We start from the raw sequence: 22,432 nt of genomic DNA on the forward strand, positions 1-22,432 counted from the left end.
CGACTGTTTCAGCATAATGGCAAAATCATGAAAGTTATAAAGAAAGGAATCCGATTACTTTTATTTTCCTTTAGCCTTGTTTTATCTACACAAGCGCAGGAGCTAAATTGCGTTGTTACGCTCAATTATAACCAACTTTTTACGCAGCAAAACACGGATAACGCCAGCCTGAATCAACTCAAAAACGTCATTACTGACTTTATGAATGCCCGCAGGTGGACAAATGATAATTTTAACCCAGAAGAGCGCATTAATTGCAAATTGAACATCAACCTTATCCGCTCCCCAGCGCAGGGGGTGTATGAAGGCACCACGCAGCTAATTGTGACGCGCCCCGTGTACGGCACCAATTACGAGACCATTTTACTGAATTTCATTGACCGAAATTTTAACTTTAATTACCTGCCCAACAATCCGATGTATTACAACGAAAATACCTATTCGGATGAGTTGACACAAACCCTCGCATTTTATGCCTATATTATTTTAGCCGTAGATTATGACTCATTCAGCAAACTAGGCGGCAATAATTACCTGCAACGCGCCCAACAGGTGGCTAATTTAGCGCTAGGGGTCAATCCCGGCGGCGCACCTGCGGGTTGGAATGCCACCGGCAACGACCGCCGAAATCGTTTTTGGTTGGTCGATAATCTCAACAATCAGCTGATGCTGCCCGTGCGAGAAGGGATTTACAATTATCACCGATTGGCACTCGATACGTTTACCGAAAATCCAATTGGCGCCCGTACCCAAGTCATGAATCTGTTGACTACCCTCCAGCAAACCAACCGAGTATTGCCTGGTTCGGTTTACATCAATTCTTTTTTTGACGCGAAAGGCGAAGAAATCAACAAGATTCTGTTGGAAGCAAGCAAAGAAGACCGCCAAAAGGCCTTTAATATGCTGTCTCAACTCGACCCTTCCAAAACTGAATTGTACCGAAAATTATTACGATAATTAAACTAGCATTGTGGGAAAAAGACTTATCCGAATCGTTCAGTCGGCACTTTCTGCCCGGACGGAAGAACTTCTGAACCGAGAAATAAACGTAGTCCTTAAGAGCAATCAAACATTTTTTGGCCGTTGTCAAAAAATCGAAAATAACCTTATCTTTCTGCAAGACCAACGAATGCATCGCCATACCTTTGCTTTTACGCAAATTGACACCGTCGTTTACGACCTTGAGGCGACATTTTAACAAGTTCCGAACACAAAGTCTGTACATTTTGTTGAATAGTTAACTAACTTCGCGGCGGTTCAACCGATTGCTTTATGCTTGCGCATCTACTAATCAAAAATTACGCATTAATCGACCATTTGGAGCTTACTCCTGACCCACAGCTTAATATCATCACGGGCGAAACGGGGGCGGGTAAATCGATCATGCTCGGCGCTATTGGCTTATTGTTGGGCAGCCGTGCCGATACAAAAGTGCTGTACAATCCTGCGGGAAAATGTATCATTGAAGGAACCTTCGACCTTTCAGGCTACTTCATTGAACACTTATTTGACGAAGAAGAGCTGGATTTTACGACTACCTGCCTCATTCGTCGCGAAATCAGCCCCACTGGCAAATCGAGGGCTTTTATCAATGATACCCCCGTCAATCTGGAATCCCTGCGACGGATTGCGGGCCAATTGATGGATATTCATTCACAGCACGATACCCTGCTGCTCGGTTCCAACGAATTTCAGCTACAGATTGTGGATACTTATGCCCAAAACGAAGAAATACTTCGGCACTATCACGCTGATTTTCAGGCGTATCGTAAAGCAAACCAAGTGTATAATCGCCTGATAGCAGAAGCAGCTCAAATGCGGAAAGAGTTTGATTATAACCAATTTTTGTACGACGAACTCGAAAAAGCGAAGCTACAAGCCGACGAACAGGAACAATTGGAGCAGGAATTGATGATTCTTGAAAATGCCACCGATGTGCGCGAACGGCTGCAACTAGCCACCGAATACCTTGACAATCCCGAACAATCGGTGATTGTGTTTTTAAAGAATGCAGTTTCCAGCCTGAATGCCATCAGTAAGTTTGCGCCTCAGTATGAGCAACTTCGCGAACGAGCCCAGAGTGTTTACATTGAATTAAAGGATTTGGCGGGCGAAATCAGCGACGAACAAGACAATGTTGAAATCGACGATACCCGCGCCGAAGAAATCCGTGAGCGGCTCAATTTGTTTTACCATTTACAACAAAAGCACCAAGTCAAAACCCTCAGAGAACTCCTTGCGATTCAGGAGGAGTTGGAAACAAAAGTGAGCCGGGTGTTAAACCTGGATGAAGACATCAACAAGGCCAAAGCCGCCGCCGACAAAGCGCAGGCAAAACTCCAAAAATCGGCTGAAAAGCTTTCCCATAGTCGAAAAGCCGTGATGGCATCCGTCGAAAAGCAGGTAAAGACCTACTTGTTGGAGTTAGGAATGCCCAATGCCGCGCTGAGCATCCAACACACAATCATCGAACCCAGCGAGTCGGGCATTGATGATGTAGACTTTTTGTTCAGTGCCAACAAGGGAATCAAACCACAACAACTGAAAAATGTGGCGTCGGGTGGGGAATTTTCGCGGTTGATGATGGTGATTAAGTACATTCTGGCCAGCAAACGTAAACTGCCCACCATTGTTTTTGACGAAATTGACACGGGAGTTTCGGGCGAAATTGCCATTAAAATGGGTCAAATGATGCGAGAGATTTCCAAGAGCCACCAAGTGATTTCCATTACGCACTTGCACCAAATAGCCACGCAAGGAACCGCTCATTATTTTGTATACAAAGATAATTCTTCCGAAAAAACGGTGAGCAAGATTCGCAAGCTAACGTTTGAAGAACGCGTGAACGAGATTGCCCAAATGATTGGGGGAAGCAAGCCAAGCGAAGCCATCCTCCAAAACGCCCGTGAAATGCTTCAGGCGCAATCGGGAGTCAAGCAAACAAATTTATTTTAGAAAACCAATCAATTGTTAATCAATAAATTACGTTCAAATCAGTCCTTAATTAGAAATGAAAAATATAATCATCGCCTTCGGTATCGTATTGTTTGCAAGTGCTTGTTCGGAAGACAAAGGCTCCGTAGAACAAACTGAAAAAGAAGTATTTGTCATCCACGATGAAGTAATGCCCAAAATGGGACAACTCATGGAATTAAAAACTGGGCTGAGCAAAGAAATTAGCGCGATTGACAGCTTGGTAAAAATCACCCCCAATGACAGCCTCCAAAAGCGCAAAGAAGAAGCGTTGGCGCTGAGTGTTGCCCTGACCGAAGCCGATCAAGGAATGATGAACTGGATGCACGATTACAACGGAGATTCTTTAAAAGCGCTCTCTGGCGAGGAAGCCATAAAGGCCATGAATGCCGAGAAAACCAAAATCAGCGCGGTACGCGACAAAATGCTCGAAAGCATGGCCAAAGCTGAGCAGTTTTTAAAGAAATAACCCATTAATTGTGAACGAGCACCCAAGCTATGAAAAACACCATTTTTGCACTTTTATTTTTAGTCATTTGGGGGTGTAATAAAAACTCCGACCGTTTGCCCATCTTGGGCGAGCGCGAAACCACCACCCGAATCGTGGACGGTAAGGAAGTCGTTGATACCCTCTACCATACCATTCCTGATTTTAAGTTTGTGAGTCAAAACGGCGACACTGTTACTGCCCAAAACTTCAAAGACAAAATTTACGTTGCGGATTTTTTCTTCACCACCTGCCCCACGATTTGCCCCGTGATGAAGAAACAAATGTTGAAAGTCTACGAAAAAATCAAGGGCCAGAACGACGTAGCCATCCTCTCCCACACGATTGACCCCGACCACGACACCCCTGCCGTGTTGAAAGAATACGCCACTGATTTGGGCGTAACGGGCAATCAATGGCTTTTTGTGACGGGTAATCGCGAAAAAATTTATGAAATTGGGGAGAAAAAGTACTTGGTCGTTGCGGGGGCTGATTCTACCGCGCCAGGGGGATACATCCACAGCGGTGCTTTTGTGTTGGTCGATAAAGAAAAACACGTCCGTGGGATGTATAACGGCACCGACGAGGAGGCTACCAAGCGGCTTATCGCTGACATCGAACGTTTGCAAGAAGAATACAAAAACAAAGAGTAAGGAGTGCGGAGTGCGTTTATAAATTAAGGTATATGCTACATTTTTTTAGGGTTAGTTTCTTTCGTTATTCGGCGCTTAGTTCTGGGTTTCTATTCCTCTTTTTCTTCTCCTGTCAAAGTGAAGAAAGCACAAAACATGCGCAGTACGTAGCAGAAGGCTATACTTTGTTTCAGACGCACTGCGCCAACTGTCACCAACGCGATGGCAAAGGACTAAGCAATTTATATCCCGCCATTGTGCCCGAATATCTCAAAGACAAAGCAAAAGTTATTTGTTGGATTAAAAACGGAGTAAATCAGTCGGTAACGGTCAATGGCAAAACCTTTAATCGACCCATGCCTGCTAATCCAGCCCTAAAAGAATTGGAGATTGCCGAAATCATGACGTATATGTACACCACATGGGGCAACGACGCCAAAATTACCACCACCGAAACCGTACAAAAAGCATTGGAGCAATGCGTATCTAACTGATACCCACTGCTCCAACTGATAACTCTCTGCTCTTCAGCAACTTTTAGTGATTAAAAACGCAATTAAATTTTAATTCCCCACACGTCGTTCATCGAACGGCCAAGCAAAGCATTGGCTTCTTTATCATTTTTGAACGATTCTTTCTTCGGATTCCATTGCAGCGGTCGATTGAGTTGGTAGGCAATGTTTCCGATGTTACAAACCGACGCCGTCCGGTGGCCAATTTCCACGTCACAGATGGGTTTGCTCCGTTTGCGCATCGCATCAAAGAAATCTTTATAGTGATTTTCGCTCTTATACACGTGTTTTTCGGTTTCTGCGATTACCCGCGTAGCCAATGAGGCAGGCGTAGTTTCTATTTTTTTACGTTGTACCCGAAGTTCACCTTCCGTTCCCGTAAAAAGAATCGCATTGTTCCAGTCCCATTTTTCGTGGGTCATCACGATGCCATTTTCATAGCGGTAGGTCAGAAAAGGATGCTCTTTACCGTCGGGGGCAATCACTTCTACGGGGCCGCTGTTGTCCATGTCTAGGGCCCATTGTACAATGTCAAACATGTGCGCGCCCCAATCGGTCACCATGCCACCGCCGAATTCTTTGTAATTCCGCCAATTGGGAAATACGTCTTTTGACGTCGGAGGAGCCAATTCTGAATTGAAAGGAACTGCCGCATTGGGCCCCAACCATGCACTCCAATCCAATCCTTCAGGAATGGTTTCGGCGGGCAAATCGTAGGGCTTGGGCGGCGGACCAACATTTACCTTGATGCTTTTAATTTCGCCGATGTAACCATTCCGAATCAATTCTGCAGCCTGACGAAACTCTGGCCACGAACGCTGCATACTCCCCGTCTGAAACACGCGGTTGTATTTGCGGGCGGCATTGACCATGGCCCGGCCTTCTTTGACCGTCAATGCCAGCGGCTTTTCGCAATAAATATCTTTTCCTGCTTCGGCTGCGCGTACGGCCATGGCCGCGTGCCAGTGGTCGGGGGTAGCAATCACGACCGCATCTACATCTTTTCGGGCCAGCAATTCACGGAAATCGTTATACACGGGAATCTCAGAATAGGTACCCGACTGCGGATTTTTTTCGTAAAATGTTTTAATTCGGTCAATCGTCAATTGGGCTTTAGCTTTGTAGACTTCGCTCATGGCCACAATCCGGGCTTCATTGGTGCTCAAAAACGAATTAGTTAGCCCACGACCCTGCTTTCCCGTACCGATAAAACCCAGCGATATAATATCACTTGGTGCAATATACTTCGTTCCGTCGGGACGAGTTCCTCCTAAAACGTGACGTGGGACAATCATTATTCCTGCCAAAGCAGTGGCAGCTTTGCCGACAAAGTCTCGGCGATTCATTGCATTTTTCTCTTGCATCTTTAAGGTGAATTTAGGATATAAAACAAAAGGTATTTACTCCAATTATTTTAGCGTTATCTTGGTTTTAGCTTGTTTTATGTCGGCTAACAACTGCGTAAGTTCCCTTACTTTTTCAGGGTTTTGTTCATACAAATTGTTTTTTTCCGAAACATCATCCGCTAGGTTATAAAGCTGTCCTGCGGCTTCTCCTACTTTGGGTTTTATTTCTTTCGGTTCAGTAAATCCGCCTGAACCAAGGCCTTCAATCAATTTCCAGTCGCCTTTGCGAATGGCAAAAAAACCACTCGATGAACTATGCACCACGGCCGGTTGTGTAGTCACTTGCTTTGCTTTTCCCGTCAATACGGGCAAAATGCTGTAACTGTCTTCGGTGGTAAATTTAGCGTCCTTTGTTCCAACGATTTCGGCGCAGGTAGCCATCAAATTTGCTAAAGTAGTAGTGGCATAGCTGACCGTGTTTGGTTTTACTTTATTGGGCCAACGAACGATGAACGGCACGCGGTGTCCACCTTCAAAAGCATCTCCTTTCATCCCTCTAAACGGCCCAGCGGCGACGTGGCCAAATTGCTCGATAAAATTGGGTCGCCAATACGGGCCATTATCGCTGGTAAAAATAACTAGGGTATTTTCGGCAAGGCCGGATGCTTCTAAGGTTCTCAGAATTTCGCCCACTGCCGCGTCCACCTGTTGCACAAAATCGCCGTATTCTCCCGCTTTTGATTTACCTACGTAGTTTTTGGTGGGAACCCAAGGCGTGTGCGGAGCCGCCAACGGAACATACAGGAAGAAGGGTTTTTCTTGGGTTTGTTTTTTCAAAAATGCATTGGCTTTGTTAACAAATTCAGGTAGCACTCCATGAAAATCAAACGAGGGTGACATTTTTCCTTCACGCCAAAAGGGGCCTGTATAGCCCGATTCCAATTTATTTCCTTTGGTATAGGCCGTGGGTTGTTCGGTCAATTGTTGGTTTTCCAAATAACAATACGGTGGCATATCCAAAGAAGCAGGCAGAATATAGGAATAATCAAATCCAACGCTCTGAGGACCTCCTGTTGTTTTTTTGGTAAAATCAATCTCCTCAGGATTCATCTCTGTTTTGATGCCGTAGTTCTCTGTTTTTAGCAATTCTTCCTTGCCTTGCAGCACTTCCCAGTCCAGTCCCAAATGCCATTTGCCCACCACACCCGTTTGATAGCCTCGGCTTTTGAGTAATGTAGCAACCGTGGGTCGATTTTCTTCAATCAGCGTCCTGCTGTACCCTCGCAATACGCCTACGGGCAAGCGGCTCCGCCAAGGATAGCGGCCTGTCATTAGTGCATAACGCGTTGGTGTACAGACCGATGAAGGAGAGTGAGCATCCGTAAACCGCATTCCTTGCTTGGCAAGTTTATCAATATTTGGCGTCGCAATTTTCCCTTGCGGATTATAGATTGAAACATCGCCATAGCCCATGTCATCGGCTAAAATATAGATGATGTTGGGCATTTTATTTTTCTGCACAGTCGGTTTAAAAGATAAAAAAACCGATGCGACACCTATAAAGAGGATGGTTAGGAGGGAGTAGGTTGTTTTTTTCATTTTTATCAGATAAGGCATGGAAGAATCAATTTCTTCCTGAATTAATATTCAGGGCTAGGTTTATTTTTTAGGAATAATTTCAATTAAAGGTTTAGCCGACGCCCATAAAGCAGGTATTTCAAAAACCACTTTAAAAATCTGCGCATAAGTTTCGGCCACCGCCTGCTCCTTTTGAAAAAGTGTAGTATCCATCTTTTCGCTGCTCATTATTTTTAAGGACGTTTCTACGTTTAATGTCATGCCCGACAACTTCCAAGGCTTCTCTAAAAAGGAGTCAGACGTGGTACCTTGGGCGTACACGTATAGCTCTAAACGCGTCGTTTGGGGGCCTGCCGAATATACCTTCATGGCAGTTTTAGTGACTTGCACGTTGGTTTTTCCATCTCCGGGCACCAACAGCCAGCCTATATCGCCATCATCTGCTTTCCAATGAAGCGCGCCCGTTTTGATTTGTCCCCACACCCGTCGAATACCCCATACCCCGCCCATCATCCAATCCTTATGAATCATGGCAGTGACTTGTTTGAGGCTATCTCCCGTGTACTTATTGGGCACTGTTCGACTGATAAATCGGGAAGATGTGAATGTTTTTAGGGCGGCTAAATCTGCTTTTGGAATTGCTAGTCCAAGGTTAAAAATGGGCGCTAAGTTGCTCATTTCACCGTATTTTGGGCCATTTGTAGCGGGAATTGGCGCTTGTTTTTCGTCATCAACGGCAATGGCAATCCAAATACCCAAAATGGAAAAATACTTGCGCATATCCATACCGTAGCCTCTAAAATGAGGGCCGGGCATATTTTTGAGATTGGGATTATAAAAAGTAGCGGCTTCGTGCCAAAACTCGGCTTCGAGGGTTTGTCCCATTTGCTTTATCTCGGGCGAAAAAGCCAATTCCCGCCAGAAAGCAAGGGCAATCAGTGTGACTCCGTAGTAGGTCGGCGAGTTATATTCGCTGAAAGTTTTATGCGTTTGATAAAGCTTGAAAATATCCCGCGCTTTTTGTAACCCTGCCGTTCTTAATTCGTCCATTTTAAATTCTGTACCAACATATTCCATCAGAAAAGCACTCATGATGGAAATATTGGTATAATCAGGAGCAACATTGCGTTTTAAGGCCCCACGAGCGGCATGAACCAAGCCAATTTCAATTTCTTTCTGAATTTCAGTCGGTAAAAGGTGGCGGTATTTTTGGCGGATAATAATCAAATCGCAACCAATAAACTCTCGCCAGTTTTGGTCAAACTTATCATCTTCGATAGAGGTTTTCCAGATTCCGTAGATTTTGGTGTTCTCGTCGCGGTATTGATTTTTTAAAATCCAAGTCAGAATCTCCGCCGCCTTTTCCTTATCGCCCATAAAATTGCGAAACAGAAGCGCCTCAGCCAGACGGGTTTTACTGCGCAGGCTGGTGCGATTGGTCAAAACATCAGCCACCTTTTTCCCAGTCGGGATTTCATTCACCAGAAAGTCTTCAAATAACTGTTTCTGATACGTTGACAGCGTTTCGTAGGTGTATTTTTTGGAAAAAACAGCCTCATTTGTTGCTTTTAGTTGCCCGAATACCAATACAACACTCACAAAATAAATGACCCCTATACTGATGAATTTATTGCTCATGCTACTGCTCATTATTTTGTTTATGTTATGTACGGGCAACCATTTTCAACATCTCAACGAGGAGGGGCGAAAGCAGTTTTCTACCAATTATTTTTCAAAATCGGTTTCCAACAGCTGCTTTTCGTTAAAAATACCGCTTCCTTCGGGCTTTCTTTCTCTCATTTTTTTTACATCATCAACCGAAATCCCCTTCCCTTCTTTTGCAAAGGCATTCTGCGTAAATCTTATAATATCCACGATGTCTTGATCGCTGATGGCCTTATTATTGACAAGTGCGGGCATTTCGTTGTTCAATTTGTACAATTTCCCGCCGACCTGAATCGGCCCGCTGACACCGTGCAGAATAATGGCCGCTAGGCGCTTCATGGAGCCGTCGATGTATTCAGAACCTTTGAGGGGCGGGGCTAAATCCTGAATTCCCTTGCCATCCGCCCCGTGACAGGTAGCACAAATGGTTCGGTACAGTTGCAGGCCTTTGGTTCGGTTGTCTACGGTATTTTTTTCCTTGACAAAAATGGGGTTCATTTCTTTTTTCTGCCGATTATTGAGGGCTACGGTCAAACTACTTTTCAGTAATGCATTAGGATTCGTGGCGTTGAGGTAATTTTCTTCCCTCCCTTCAAGGCTGCTGACAATGGCCTCCTGATAGATTTTCTGAGCCGCGTATTTTTTGTCAATTTCGGTGAGAATGGGCAAGAAAGCTGCCTCCGACAGTTTTAGCCAAGCATTCAACGACATAGACAAATAGAGGTCTATCACTTCATTGTTTTGCGCCAATAGCTGGTTACAGGTAGTTTTCATTTTAGCCACATTAGGCATTGAAGCAAAACGCTCCAAAAGACCTAAAGCATGGGCGATGGTTTCGGGCTGTTTTGATTGATTAACCACATCGCTCAAAGTGTTAAAAGAAAGCGCATTTAAGCCTTCCAATACATAGAGTGCATGAATGGCCGTTGCAAATTCATTGCTGTTTTTGGTTAAATTAATCAACTCTTTAACCACAGTAAGGTCTTTCTTTTGAATCAATAACTGTTGGGCGCGGTCGCGGAGCCAACCATTTGAATGACTGAGCAATGCCACCAATTCTTTAGTAGTCGCCTTTGTCAAGTCAGGAATTGAATGGGTTTTGACGGCTTTGCTCGTTATTTTCAAAATACGCCCTGCATTTTGTAAAGTATCCAATTTCTTAGCGGCCAGCTGCTCGGTCAGGTATTGCGAAATATACGCCTTGTGCTGAATAATACCCCGGTGCATATCAACCACATAGATGGCGCCGTCGGGTCCGTTAAACAAATTGACGGGACGGAAACCTTCATCGGTGGAAGTAAGAAACTCTTTCCCCTCAATGGCTTGGGTAGCGGTGGTTTGGGTATTTTTGAAGGTCAGGATGTTTCGTTTAATGAGGTTGACCTCGGGCACGCACACAAAGGCATTTTGGTTGTACGACGCAGGAAAAGCCCCTCCCCGATACACCAACGGCCCACAGGCCGCGGTCACGTCTTTAAGTAGTCCTTTTTCGTCCAAAACTCCTTTTTGATACCCCCGATTGACCGACGTTTGATGAATTGGGAATACCCTATTATTGGTGAGCCGTTGATTCTCAGCGACGGTAGGTTTAAAGTACCGGTTCCGAATTGCTTTGTTGGGCAAAACATAGTCACCCTGCAATTGCGTGCTGTTGTTGTTGTAATAAAGCCGTCCAAAATTGTCTTTGGTTATCCCCCACTGCCCCCGATACGACGTCGGTTCTTTAATCCATTTTCCATTTTTAAGCTGGTACCTAAAATTGTAATTGGCGTTATAAATCCAATTGTCAATGTTCATCATGAGTCCGTTGGAGGAGTGCTCCACGTTGCCGCCTTCGGCGTATACAGGGTCAACCAAGGTTTTTTTGCCAGGTTTATCGTTTTTAATTTCTACAAACCACAGTTTTGGGCCATCAACGTACAGAAGTCCGCCATACACGTGAGCCAGTCCACGAGGCAAAATGAGTTTATCCAAAAAGACTTTGGAATGGTCGGTCACGCCATCTTTATTCCAGTCTTCTAAAATGGTAATTCTACCGTTGGGTACTTCTTCGCCAATGCCTTCTAGATTAGGCATATAGCCAATCATTTCTACCACCCACATTCGGCCTTTGTTGTCAAAGTCCATGCTCACGGGCGCTTTTAAAAATGGTTCCGAGGAGATAACTTTGAGTTCAAATCCATCTTCCACTTTATAACCATCGAGCGAAATTTTGGGCACATCAGAGGGGAGAATTCTGAAGCTTACCATAAAGATGGAAAGCGTAAAGATTAAACAAAATGTAATCTTAAATTTAAGGGTGTTAATGGTGAATTTGGGGGTTTTCATTATTGCTAAACTGCTGGTTTTACTTTTTCAAATAAGGTCCTTTTTTATTCCAACCGATTTCTACTTTGGACAAGTACCACGTTTTCCCTTTGTCATTATTACCTTGAAAAAACAGATAATATCGTCCATCTTGGGCTTTAAAAATGTTGGGGTGCCCACTTTCACTTTCATTCCACGCGCCCGCCTCGCCGTTTTTGAGGAAAGGCTCTTCTGATAAACGTTTCCAATGAATGCCATCCGTGCTGCGGGCAATGCCGATTTGCTGAGGTTCGTTATTATAGGCTCCCGCATAAAACATGTACAAATACTTGCCTTTTTGAATACAAGATGCGGCTTCAATACATTTTTTCTCCCAGGCCAATTCAGGTTTCAGCATGGGCATGTTGGGTACTTCGGTCCAGCTGTTGCGGTCAAAATTGGCCGTAATGGGTGCTACGGCTACGCCTTGTTGCTGAATTTTGTAATCGGGGTCTCTGGTAGCGTAGTACAGAAAATAGTTGTTTTTGTAAGCAATCACTTCTGCATCAATCGCCCTTCCACAACTCCAATCACTTATTTTCGGTCTGAAAATGGGGTTGGTAACATCTCGTTCAAAATCAACGCCATTGGTAGATGAGGCGTGACAAATAGCATCCAATTTACCATTGCCATAGGTTTGATAAAAAAGATGCAAAACCCCGTCTTTTACCAATGCTCCGGGCGCACAAATGCCTTTTTCTTCCACGGTTCCTTTTTGGCCCTTGATGTTCCCTCTTTTATCCCAATGAATCAAGTCATTGCTGGTCGCAATACCAATGTACCATTCTTTGAATTGCTCCCCCGGCACCGAATAATACATCCAATACTTTCCCTGAAAAAAAATCACGTAAGGGTCTTTGGCATACGGTCTGGTAGGAATATCCAAATCTCCGTAATACATTTCGGGTTTTTGAGCAAACAACATTTCTCCCTTCACCATAAATAGAATGAAAAGCAAAATGTTTAGCCTTATTTTTCTATTTAATCGAATTTCTTTTCTCATAAAAATTAGTTCAAAAAAGTGAATATAATTTGCCCGCTGCTGTGTCCTCATAGCAACCTCTCGACAGGAACGTTTTTCGGCTTGGCGATGTGATAGGAATCAGGGGACGTCAGCCCAGCCCATAACCAAAGCTAAATTAAAAAACTAAGATAAACCTTTGTTCGTCAGCCCACCATAACATAAAACCCATTTAAGCGGCAGCCTTGGTTGGCAAGCGTGTTTAGTCAAACCATTCTTGGCCATTGTCCAAACGAACAAAGAAATCTGTAAATGAATTACCGATGTCGATGTGATATTGTTTGTCTAAGTCAATAAATGGGGAAAGAACAATTCTATAATTTTTATTGTCCATAAATTCGATTGCAATGAACTCGCTACTTGGATTATTACCAATTCCTAATGTCAATGGAAGGTTGTCAAATATTCCTGTGTCTTTATTTATGGATAATAGTTCATCAATGTCCCAAAGGTTAACAAGTTCAGGTCCTACAAATTCTTCATGCTCTGTATAATTGTCAAGGTAGAATTTGTAGTCGTCGGGAAGAGGAAACCCAATTCGATTTTCTATTTCTTCAACTTTAGTAGTCGCTCGTGTTGTCCGCTTAGGGAAATTATACTTTGTCAATATAGCTTCAAGTTCGGTCATTTAAAACGTCGTCGATATGAGGTTTGTCAATTCGGTCTGTCTATCAGTAAGGTTGCCACTAACAGCTTGGTTTACGCATAAGTTGCTGTGGAGACACAGCAACGGCGAAATAGTTTCCTCAATTCTTTGAAGGAAACATTCTCAACAATATAACTCCGTGATGCCGAATATTTGTTTTAAAAGCCTCTTTAAAACTGCCTAACTCCTTTTGTTGCCACACATCCCGCAGTCGGTAATTTTCTTTTAACCCCACTTTGGCAAAATCAAAGGTAAACGATTTCGATGTTTCATCCCCCCAACGGAAGTAAGATTCGGGCGTTTTGCCAAAATCACCAACGTTAAACAAACCCACCGCATACGAGCCGTCTTCCAACGGCTTGAGCCAGATTTGAATACCATCTTTGTTCCAAACAAGCCGAGCCGACTTGCCCAGTGGGTCTTGGTCAATTTCAATGACTTCGTCGTTGGTCAACAGATTCAGCGTGAAGGCATCGAGCTGCTCAATCGGACAACCTATCAGCAATGGGGTAGCCAAAAGGCTGAATAAACTCACGTGGCTGTATTGTTCGTCGGGTGTCAGGCGGGTGGGGTGCAGTTGTGTACCTGTGGTGACATTGCCCACAATCATCATGTCGGGGTCGTTCCAATGGCCCGGGCCGCCGTAGGGTGCCCATTTGTCCAATGTAAAAGCCGACACAAAGAGGCTGTTCCAACTGTCGCGAATATCAGGCCCCGTACGGTAGCTGTTGGTGAGCCGTACCCAATCTTTGACGTGGGTAAAGGGGGCAGAATTGGAAATACTGTACAAAATATCGCGCCCGGATTGCTTCAAAGCCACCGACATCCGTTCCGCTGATGGAACTTCGATTCGCCAATCGTATTTCAGGTAATCAATGCCCCATTCTGCAAATTGTTTGGCGTCGTTGGTTTCAAAACGGTATTTACCCACGTAGCGAAAAGCGCGCTTATTGGCGACGATAGAGTCAGTGATTTGGCCATTTTCGAAGTCAGACGAGCCCCCAATATAACCCGCATAACTCGTAATCATGGGTGTAGAATAGACGCCAACTTTTAGACCCAAACCATGAATATAATCCACCATTTCCGTAAATTTTGGAAACTTATCATTCGGCTGAATGGCGTTAAATTTCCCGCCGCGTTTGCCCTGCCAAGCATCGTCAATGTTGATGTAAGTCCAACCGTGTTGGTTCAGTCCCATTTTCACCATGGCATCGGCGGAGGCAATGACTTTTTGTTGGTCGATGTTTCTAGCCCACGAATTCCAGCCGTTCCAGCCAATTGGGGGCGTGAGGGCAATCGTATCACCAATCTTTATTTTTAGTTCTTTGGTAGCTTCACCGAGGGCATTTTTTGCTTTAAGTGTCACGAGGTAGGTGCCACGCTGTGCTACTTTTCCCGTAATAATTCCCGTTTTGTGATCCAACGAAAGGCCTTTCGGCAAGCCTTTGGCCGAGAAGCTCATGGGGCGGTCGCCTGTGGCGGCGATGGTGTACAGAAAAGGGTTGTTGGGCGTAGCGCCGAACACTTTGGCGGAGTTAATTTTGGGGAATTTTGACGTTGGTGGGGTCAAAATATAGCGTTCATCGGTATTTGGAATGTTTTTAGGGAGGTAGTTGTCCAACATCACCAATTGGGCATCAGCCCAATTTGAATAGACTTTGGTTCGGCCCTCGTCGTTGACTTTCACCAATAGGCCCAGCCGCTGTACACCTTCCAACTTAACTTTTACGGGTTTGGGGGCATCGCCAAGGCGCATTTCTCCGCTGTCAAACAAGATTTTGCGGTCGGCAATCACGTAAAAAGTATGCGGCAAATCTTTATTTCCTTTGTCGTCAACGCCTACCAAGGCTGAGAACTCGATGGCTTTACCCTCCAGAAAGAACGCCAAAATACTCGTGGCGTTTACGCCTACCCCATGCTTAAAATACCGACCTTTAATGAGCATAGAATCCCCCGCTGCTGTTGTTTTGGGCAACACCGCTGGTATGCCTTCCGAAAAAGATTTGATGGGTAAATCATCGAGCCAGATGGCCTGTGTTTTTTGGGCAAAAAGAGACACTTGTACTCCACAACATATAAGTATTAACCAAACTACTCTGTACATATTTTCAATTCATTTTATTTCACTACTCAACATTTCTCTAATTCCCAAGTTGGTGTATCGTACCCTGAATAGACCCCGTTAGAGTCTCACCTTTGGTATTTTTGATTTTATAATCGATGGTGATTACATCCACTTTTTCTAAGTTTTCGATGCTCAAAATCAGCCTTTTGTCCATAATTTTAGATTCTCTTACTTTCAATATTTTTTGATTATGACGTTCAGAGCCGTATTTTTTACTACGTAATAATTGCCAAGTTTTTACTTCAAAATTGGTCAAATCAGACGCAGAATTTTGGTCAATCTGGGTATCAAAATCAAGTACGATACTTTTTTCAAGGACTTTCATTTTGATAGGTACAGGAACGGTTTTACCCGTATAACGAATTCTGTACAGCCCTCCCCCACGCATCATCTGGTTGGTTCCCCACGCCGACATACCGCAAGCATACAGTTGACCATCGGTAGGATTAAACCGGCCACGCATCACCCCCGTCAGGAATTTGATGCCGGGCAAATCAATCACCGCGCCTTGTTCCTGCCCATTTACGGTTTCGTTTAAAACATATTGAATCTTGCCGTAGCCATACGAAAGGCTCAGAAGTCCACCATTCAATGCACCCCATTTGTTGCTTTCCACCCAAACCATTTCAGAGGGCGAGCGGTCGTATTTCATATCTACCCACACCAAAGGCTGTTCCATGGCGGCCCTTGATGAGTCTTTGGGTGGGTTATAGCCCCACATATTGCCATAAAACTTACCAGTGCCTTTCACCCAGTTTATTCGATTCATTGGGTTCCAATAGCCTTGTTGGTCGGTTACGATAAAACTGCCATCGGGGTTGATACAAACGCCATTTGCCGCTCTGAAGCCTGTGGCAATAATATCGGTTTTTGAGCCGTCGGCACTTACTTTCAATAAAGTCCCGTGTTGCGGAATAAGCGCCTCACGGGCGTGGCGGCCGCTTTTGGCATAATAAAAATTACCTTCTTTATCGGTTTGCAAACCCATCGCAAATTCATGGAAATGGTCAGTAACTTGGTGGTCATGATTGAAACTTTCGTAAAAATCAGTTTCCATATCGCCATTCAAATCTCTGAGCAATACGAGTTGGTCCCTACAGGTGACGTATATTTTCTCATCCACCACTTTTATTCCCAAAGGCTGAAAAAGCCCCGAGCCAATGCGCTGCCAAGTCAATGCGCCATCAGGATTGAGCAAGCCTTTAATCAACCAAACATCCCCGTCGGTGGCACATACCACTGCTGTATTGGCATCTTTAAAAAAGTCTATCCCGCTCAATTTCATTCGACAAGCCCAAGGATTCTCGAAAGGCGGGGTGAGTTGGTCAACGGCAAACGGGCCGTCCTCTTTTCCTCTGGTAGTAAAGGTTTTGAGCACTTCGGGATAATGCGCACGGCCAGTACCCAAGGTGTATTTCGTCAATGATTCTGGCTCTGGCAAATCCTTTTCAGAAAAACTAGAGGCTTTTTCGCTAATGGCCAAAGTGACTTTAACTGCTTCTTTGGCATTGACATTCATAAAAATCTGTCCATTTTCTTCTATCAGCGTTGCTCCTTTGCCCCGTAAACTCACCTTGGCGGAAGCAGCCGCCACTCGCATTTTCAACATTGAATTGGAGGGCGAGATATTGAGCGTTCTTGTAAAAACGGAGGGTTTGATAAACCCAAATTTCTCTAAAATGGCCGATTCGCCCACCGTGTATGAAATGATGATTTGGTCTTCGTAATGGTAAAGCCCTTTATAGTTTGCCCAAGATTTAGGCAATGGCCCAAAAGCCCTTCCGTCACGAGCCACAAAGCGAGGGTCGTCAAATTTCCCCGTTGTAGGGTTAGCCCAACCTGGGCTTACGGGAGTTTCAAAATGCAGCTTTCCGATGGTGCGGGGATAGGTTTCGTGCTTGTCGTTCAACAAGATAGCGTTCCAATCAATAAAACCTTCGCCCGTGTAGGCCCCCGCTACGCGCATGAGGTCATGGTCAAAAATCATCCATGCTTTTCCTTTGGAAACGCCCCCTGCACCTTTGTCTAGGCGAACTGCGATGCCTTTATAGGCAAAATTATTTTTTGAGTAATCTTCATCTTTGAACGGCGACGGGCCCGGCGAATGAAACCGTGGAATACCCGTTTTTTCGTCGGCCAATTCGTAGGTATTTATCAAAAAATTACCGTAGTCCATGTCGGCCCAGGGTTGATAAGGCTTTGATACAGGCCCTCGTGATTTTCCTTTTGGGAGCGAAGAAAGATATTCGGGCGTTACTTTCGGAAGGGTTACGGCTTTGTTTTTTGCAACAAATTCTTGTTGAATATAGTGAATGACGTCGTATTTTTCTTGGGGAGTTAGTGACACTTGCGGGGGCATAGAGCCATACCCTTTGGTCACAGTTTGATACATCGAGTAGGCATCGCCACCTGCTTTGAATGGCTCTGACCAAAACTTCAACGACATCGGAATTGAGCCTTCATTTTCTCCATTTCCATGACAATTGATGCAGGTAGCATTGTAGATGCGCTCGCCCCGCACAAAGGCTTTATCGTCAAAATCGCTAATAAAACCCGCATGGTCTAGGCCCTTTTCGGTAGCTGGCAGGTCTTTTGACGCAAGATTGTATGCGATATTATTACTCGTTTTGCAATTGATAAGTATCAATAAAAGTACAAGCAAAAGATAGAAATGGCGCATATTCATCATCATACAGGTTATAAAGTAGAGAGTGCAATTAACTAACCACAGCGAATGATTTTTAAGGTTTGAGATAGTCTATTGACTGGAGAAAAGCGTCTGCTTTCAAAATCGTTTCTGAAAGGAAAGGCTCTTTATTGAAAAAACCATGCCCTTGATTTTCAAATAAAAAAAGGTCGCAACGACTCCCTACTTCTTCTATTTTTTTCTTGAATTTCTGGGCCGTTTCAACCGGAATCAGGTTGTCGTTTGTTCCCAAAAAGAAAATGGTGGGCGGAAAACCTTTTTGGATGTTGTGCATTGGCGAAAACTCCACGTATCTTTCTCCAATTCGTTCAAAGCCATAGCCATCTTTTCCATTGTCAATCACGGGATTAAACAAGACTAAGGCATTGGGTTTTGCACTTATCGCCACATCGTCGGTTGGTTCATTGATAGATTCATTGGTAAAACAAGCCGCCGCCAAATGTCCCCCCGCCGAACCGCCCGAGCCAACGATTCGATTTGCGTCAATGCGGAGTTTTTGGGCATTTTTACGCAAATACCGAATGGCCGATTTCGCATCTTTTAAACTTTCAAAAGGAGTTGTGTTGTGTCGCGTCTTTACCCGATAATCTACCAAAACCGCAATAAAATCCTTGGCGACGTAGTGCAAAGCGTGAGGCTCAAATTGTTTGGTGGTGCCCCCATTCCAACCCCCTCCAAAGAAAAACACAATAGTTGGATAAGTTTTATCTATTTGAAAAGACGCTGGATAATAGAGCTTTAAGCCCAATTTTAAAGTATCAATCTGCTTATACGTTAAATCAAAAACAGCGCTCTTTGCTTGTGAAAAACAATTCACAGAAAAGAGACAAAGTGTTAAGAAACAAACGAACGATTTAATCACGTTTGTAAACATTCTTTTTGATTGGTTTAAAGTTTTGATGCTAACCCTTCATGTAAAAACCTTGAGGAGAAAACTACGAGAGTTTAATCGTGTGCTTGAAAGGCGTAAAGCCCGTCAAATAGACGGTCGGGGCGTCCATCGCGGGCAGTGCTCCTCTCAATTGGATTCCTTTGTGTTCGGCTTTGCCAGGACCAAAGTGGATGGTATCAGCATTGACCGTGTATGAGGCAGATTCAGCCGCCAATAGGTAAGCTGTTTCTTTTTTGGGATGTTTTGTAACCCCCGAAAACGTGCCCCCCGCCCTAAAAATCAACTCAAAAGACACAGGTACGCCTTCTGTTCCAGTCATCTCAATGTCTATTTGCAGGCCGTTATTCGCTTCGCTAACTTTTACGATTGTTTCGAGTTTTTGAATTTCACTCTGCGGACGGTTTGCCCTCGGCATTTTGTCCCAATCTCCATCAGGCACAATTTGCTCTTTGGCAATCGGTTGATAATAAGGGCCTTCTATGGCATTTTGCATCACCCACGTGGTTCCTTCCTGCGTAATTTTGGCCGACTGAAACTGTCCTTTCCCGAAGAAAGAAGCCGCTACCCGCATGGCTTGCAATACGGCGTTGCCTTTGTGAAACGTGAGCCAACTTGCGTTGTTGGACAAAATCGTGGCGTCCCAATTTTCCCGCCGAATCCGCACCAAACCCGAATACGGAAAGGCTTTGGCATAATTAGTCGGCAGGGGTTTGTCGGCGGGTAAGGCGCGCCAAAGTGTGGGGTCTTCCAGAAAATAATCCAGATAGCCCGCTAATTGATTCTTCGTACTGGTTTGTTCAATGAGCCGACACATGGCGGCCATTTCGCCGTTGTTGTCCAACAAAGCCATGTAGCGATAGCAGTAATAATACCGCGACATGTTGCCGATGGTGCCTTTGTCTTGTCGGTTGGAGGCCTCGGTTACCACCTCCCCGTTGGGGTGGACATAGTAAAGCGTCATCATCAAATTTTTGCGCACTGGCTCTAGCAACTCAGGCTTATTGAGGCCTTTGGCGATGATAATCAACGACCGATTGACAATGGGCGAATAACTGTTGGTGCTTTTTTCGTTGTATTGACCATCGGGGTCAATATCTATGTGCTCAGCCAACCATTGTTCGATGCGACCCACGTAGCGCGGGTCGGGAAAAAGTTCATTTAATTTGGTCAGGGCCGCCGAGACCACCCAACGGTGATTTGGGGTATGAATACCGCCCACGGTGAGTGCTTCGCCCGCTCTTTTCAAAAATGTTTTTATCAATTCGAGCGACGGTTCAGCGCCTTTGACCTTTGACAGTTTCAAGTATTTATAGGCAGGAATCATATTTTCCAGTATAAAACCCGTATCGGGCGTCGAATGGAAATTGGTTTCCAAGAGGTCAATCGTTCCGTCGGAGTGCTGCATTTTCAGCAGGCATTGTGTTGCCGCTTCTACCTCTTTTACCAATTCTTTGGATTGATAAAAAGCAGATTCGGGGCAAGACATTAACATACAAGCCGTGGCAATAAAAGCCGCCGTAGAATGTGGATTCGGAATCTCCATGTCATTCATGTAGCCACCTGCGTATTTATGATTGGCATCGGTGACTTTCAGCGCCTTGTAGTTGGGGAAATTTTGGTCGTAGATTTTAATCCAATCAAGCAACCACGCAGGTTTGGGAGCGGTATATTTGTGAAAATGTTGAAATCCCAACAATGGCACAGCACAGAGCGTACTGACTCCTGTGGTCACAAAAGTTCTTCTATTCATTCGAAAAGGGCGATTTAAGGGCTTAGTTTAAGGTATAAAATAGAGGAAAAACGGTGTGTTCTACTCTTATGTACTTCGGTTTTCCCATTGTCATTTTTAACAACTTTTATAGAATTTATTTGGCTCTTCTTCGAGCATAGCTTCGATTTTCTTTGCCGCCTTGGTGATAGAAAGTCCGCCCAAGTTGGTGCAACGCAAAGTATGGTGAATTTGATCGCCAACGGCTTTCATGGTTTCGATTACTTCATCTAAAGGAATAAGTTGCTCATAATCTGACAGAGCCATGTTGGCGCAAGAAACGGCGTTGGTAGCGGCCATTACGTTTCTACCCAAGCAAGGGGCTTCCACTCTGTTGCCGATGGGGTCGCAGATGATACCCAACGAGTTTTGTAAGGCCAAAGAGGCCGCTGCAATGGACTGCTTCAATGTACCGCCTTTCAAGCCCACTATGCCTGCCGCAGCCATGCCTCCGCCTGAGCCTGTTTCGGCCATACACCCGCCTACTTCCGCCGCAAAAGTGGCATGAGCCGCTATAAATACGCCAATCAAACCAGCAGAGAGCATGGCTTTTACGATTTCATCCTCGTGCAAATCCATGGCATGGGCTGTCCCAAACAAAGCGCCTGGCAAAGCCCCGCACGAGCCTGCGGTGGGTGCAGCCACAATGACCCCCATAGAACTTTTCACTTCCATCATGGCCGATACGTACATGATGATTCGGTTGTTGGCATCGCCACCGACCAATTGTTTCGCCGCCAGTTTTTGTTGGAATTGCAAAGACTGACTCCCCAGTATCCTGTCTTCATAATGCGTGCCTTTAAGCCCCAACTCTATTGCATTCCCCATGATGTGAATAATTTTACGCATCTTTTCAAACACATCTTCGGCAGAGATATTGCCCCGTGCAGCCTCATAATCAATGGCTAATTCCCACAATGATTTATTTTTGTCTTCGTTGTAGGCGAGCATTTCATGGCAAGTAATAAAAGGCACTTGAAGGTTGTGTCTGGACATTACGGGCAGTACCGGCTTCAAGCATTTTATGAACAGAACGCTATCCATTGCATTCAACTCATCACAAATAATCGTATCAAGGGGGGCTTGAGATTTGATTTCAACAAAACTAATTTCCCCTTGGTGAAATGCTATTGAATCATAAGCAATGGAGGCTTTCAAAAAAGAGATAATTTCATCTGATTCGGTACAATAGACAAGGGTTTCAAAATAATCGCCTGCCATAGCCACCCCAACACCATCAATTTCAATGACTTCAATCATGCCACCACCCGTAGAGATAGCCGTTAGGTTCCGAGTTTCTTTATCGTTTTTGAGTCTGATTTTATAGGTATTTGGGTGGTCTGCTTTGATATCACATATTTTAATCTCCACATTGATTCCCGCAGCAGCGAGGTATTTTTCAGATTCTGGCAACCGTTCATCGTAGGCTTCCCAACCTAGAAATCCGCCAAACAAGCCCATGTCTGAGCCTTGGCTTTTGTGCGTGGTTGCCAATGAGCCGTTGGGGTCAAATTCAATCAAGATGTTTTTGATGTTTTCGTCCATAAGGTCGCGGCAAAGCCGAGCTATCCGCAAAGATGCCGCACAATGCGAACTCGACGGGCCTCTCATCACAGGGCCAATTACATCATTGAAAATACTTGGATATGTGCTCATTTTATCTCGTTGTTATGATTCGGATATGATATTGACAAGACTTTTGGGGTAAGTTTTGAACAAGAAGATACACAC

General features: G+C 44.7%; 17 protein-coding genes. 6 read left to right on the forward strand and 11 right to left on the reverse strand.

The features are described 5' to 3' along the window. Positions 1 to 27: 27 nt before the first annotated feature. From porD to NCI00_RS08135, 6 genes are all read left to right on the forward strand, one after another. Positions 28 to 957 carry a type IX secretion system protein PorD gene (porD, locus tag NCI00_RS08110; protein WP_166557646.1) on the forward strand — a complete coding sequence of 310 codons (930 nt, stop codon included), beginning with the start codon at positions 28 to 30 and terminating at the stop codon, positions 955 to 957. Between the two features lie 13 nt (positions 958 to 970). After that, on the forward strand, positions 971 to 1,198 hold the full coding sequence (locus NCI00_RS08115; protein WP_253526600.1) for a hypothetical protein: 228 nt from the start codon (positions 971 to 973) through the stop codon (positions 1,196 to 1,198). 74 nt (positions 1,199 to 1,272) lie between these two features. Continuing rightward, a complete protein-coding gene (gene recN / locus NCI00_RS08120; RefSeq protein WP_253526601.1) occupies positions 1,273 to 2,955 on the forward strand; it encodes a DNA repair protein RecN in 1,683 nt (560 codons plus the stop codon). Positions 2,956 to 3,010: 55 nt separating this feature from the next. Next, the gene (locus tag NCI00_RS08125) at positions 3,011 to 3,442 is read left to right on the forward strand and encodes a viral A-type inclusion protein (RefSeq protein ID WP_253526602.1); all 432 of its coding nucleotides are present in this window, start codon (positions 3,011 to 3,013) and stop codon (positions 3,440 to 3,442) included. Positions 3,443 to 3,471: 29 nt separating this feature from the next. Next, a complete protein-coding gene (locus NCI00_RS08130) occupies positions 3,472 to 4,113 on the forward strand; it encodes an SCO family protein (RefSeq protein WP_166557650.1) in 642 nt (213 codons plus the stop codon). Between the two features lie 32 nt (positions 4,114 to 4,145). Further along, positions 4,146 to 4,586, forward strand: a complete 441-nt coding sequence (locus NCI00_RS08135; protein ID WP_166557651.1) for a c-type cytochrome — start codon at positions 4,146 to 4,148, stop codon at positions 4,584 to 4,586. Between the two features lie 62 nt (positions 4,587 to 4,648). On the opposite strand, the gene NCI00_RS08140 is transcribed toward NCI00_RS08135, so the two are convergent. The 11 genes from NCI00_RS08140 to NCI00_RS08190 all read right to left on the reverse strand — a co-directional run bounded on the left by NCI00_RS08140 (position 4,649) and on the right by NCI00_RS08190 (position 22,357). After that, positions 4,649 to 5,968 (reverse strand): Gfo/Idh/MocA family protein, encoded by a 1,320-nt coding sequence (locus NCI00_RS08140; RefSeq protein ID WP_253526603.1) that lies wholly within the window; start codon positions 5,966 to 5,968, stop codon positions 4,649 to 4,651. A gap of 45 nt (positions 5,969 to 6,013) precedes the next feature. Then, the gene (locus NCI00_RS08145) at positions 6,014 to 7,549 is read right to left on the reverse strand and encodes a sulfatase family protein (RefSeq protein WP_253526604.1); all 1,536 of its coding nucleotides are present in this window, start codon (positions 7,547 to 7,549) and stop codon (positions 6,014 to 6,016) included. A 60-nt stretch (positions 7,550 to 7,609) separates the two neighbouring features. Continuing rightward, positions 7,610 to 9,166, reverse strand: coding sequence for a DUF8769 domain-containing protein (locus tag NCI00_RS08150; RefSeq protein WP_253526606.1), 1,557 nt, complete (start codon positions 9,164 to 9,166; stop codon positions 7,610 to 7,612). An 87-nt stretch (positions 9,167 to 9,253) separates the two neighbouring features. Beyond that, on the reverse strand, positions 9,254 to 11,521 hold the full coding sequence (locus tag NCI00_RS08155) for a DUF7133 domain-containing protein (protein ID WP_253526608.1): 2,268 nt from the start codon (positions 11,519 to 11,521) through the stop codon (positions 9,254 to 9,256). Between the two features lie 19 nt (positions 11,522 to 11,540). After that, the gene (locus NCI00_RS08160) at positions 11,541 to 12,497 is read right to left on the reverse strand and encodes a family 43 glycosylhydrolase (protein ID WP_253526610.1); all 957 of its coding nucleotides are present in this window, start codon (positions 12,495 to 12,497) and stop codon (positions 11,541 to 11,543) included. A 265-nt stretch (positions 12,498 to 12,762) separates the two neighbouring features. Then, positions 12,763 to 13,188 (reverse strand): SMI1/KNR4 family protein, encoded by a 426-nt coding sequence (locus tag NCI00_RS08165; protein ID WP_253526612.1) that lies wholly within the window; start codon positions 13,186 to 13,188, stop codon positions 12,763 to 12,765. A gap of 118 nt (positions 13,189 to 13,306) precedes the next feature. Beyond that, positions 13,307 to 15,313 (reverse strand): NPCBM/NEW2 domain-containing protein, encoded by a 2,007-nt coding sequence (locus NCI00_RS08170; RefSeq protein ID WP_253526614.1) that lies wholly within the window; start codon positions 15,311 to 15,313, stop codon positions 13,307 to 13,309. A 37-nt stretch (positions 15,314 to 15,350) separates the two neighbouring features. Further along, entirely contained in the window at positions 15,351 to 18,026 is a 2,676-nt protein-coding gene (locus tag NCI00_RS08175; protein WP_253526616.1) for a DUF6797 domain-containing protein, read from the reverse strand. A 49-nt stretch (positions 18,027 to 18,075) separates the two neighbouring features. Further along, positions 18,076 to 18,915 carry an alpha/beta hydrolase gene (locus tag NCI00_RS08180; protein ID WP_256498211.1) on the reverse strand — a complete coding sequence of 280 codons (840 nt, stop codon included), beginning with the start codon at positions 18,913 to 18,915 and terminating at the stop codon, positions 18,076 to 18,078. Between the two features lie 61 nt (positions 18,916 to 18,976). Further along, positions 18,977 to 20,683 carry a hypothetical protein gene (locus NCI00_RS08185; protein ID WP_253526620.1) on the reverse strand — a complete coding sequence of 569 codons (1,707 nt, stop codon included), beginning with the start codon at positions 20,681 to 20,683 and terminating at the stop codon, positions 18,977 to 18,979. 96 nt (positions 20,684 to 20,779) lie between these two features. After that, entirely contained in the window at positions 20,780 to 22,357 is a 1,578-nt protein-coding gene (locus NCI00_RS08190) for an L-serine ammonia-lyase, iron-sulfur-dependent, subunit alpha (RefSeq protein WP_253526622.1), read from the reverse strand. Positions 22,358 to 22,432: the final 75 nt, after the last annotated feature.

Source organism: Runella salmonicolor, assembly GCF_024158025.1.
GTDB lineage: Bacteria > Bacteroidota > Bacteroidia > Cytophagales > Spirosomataceae > Runella > Runella salmonicolor.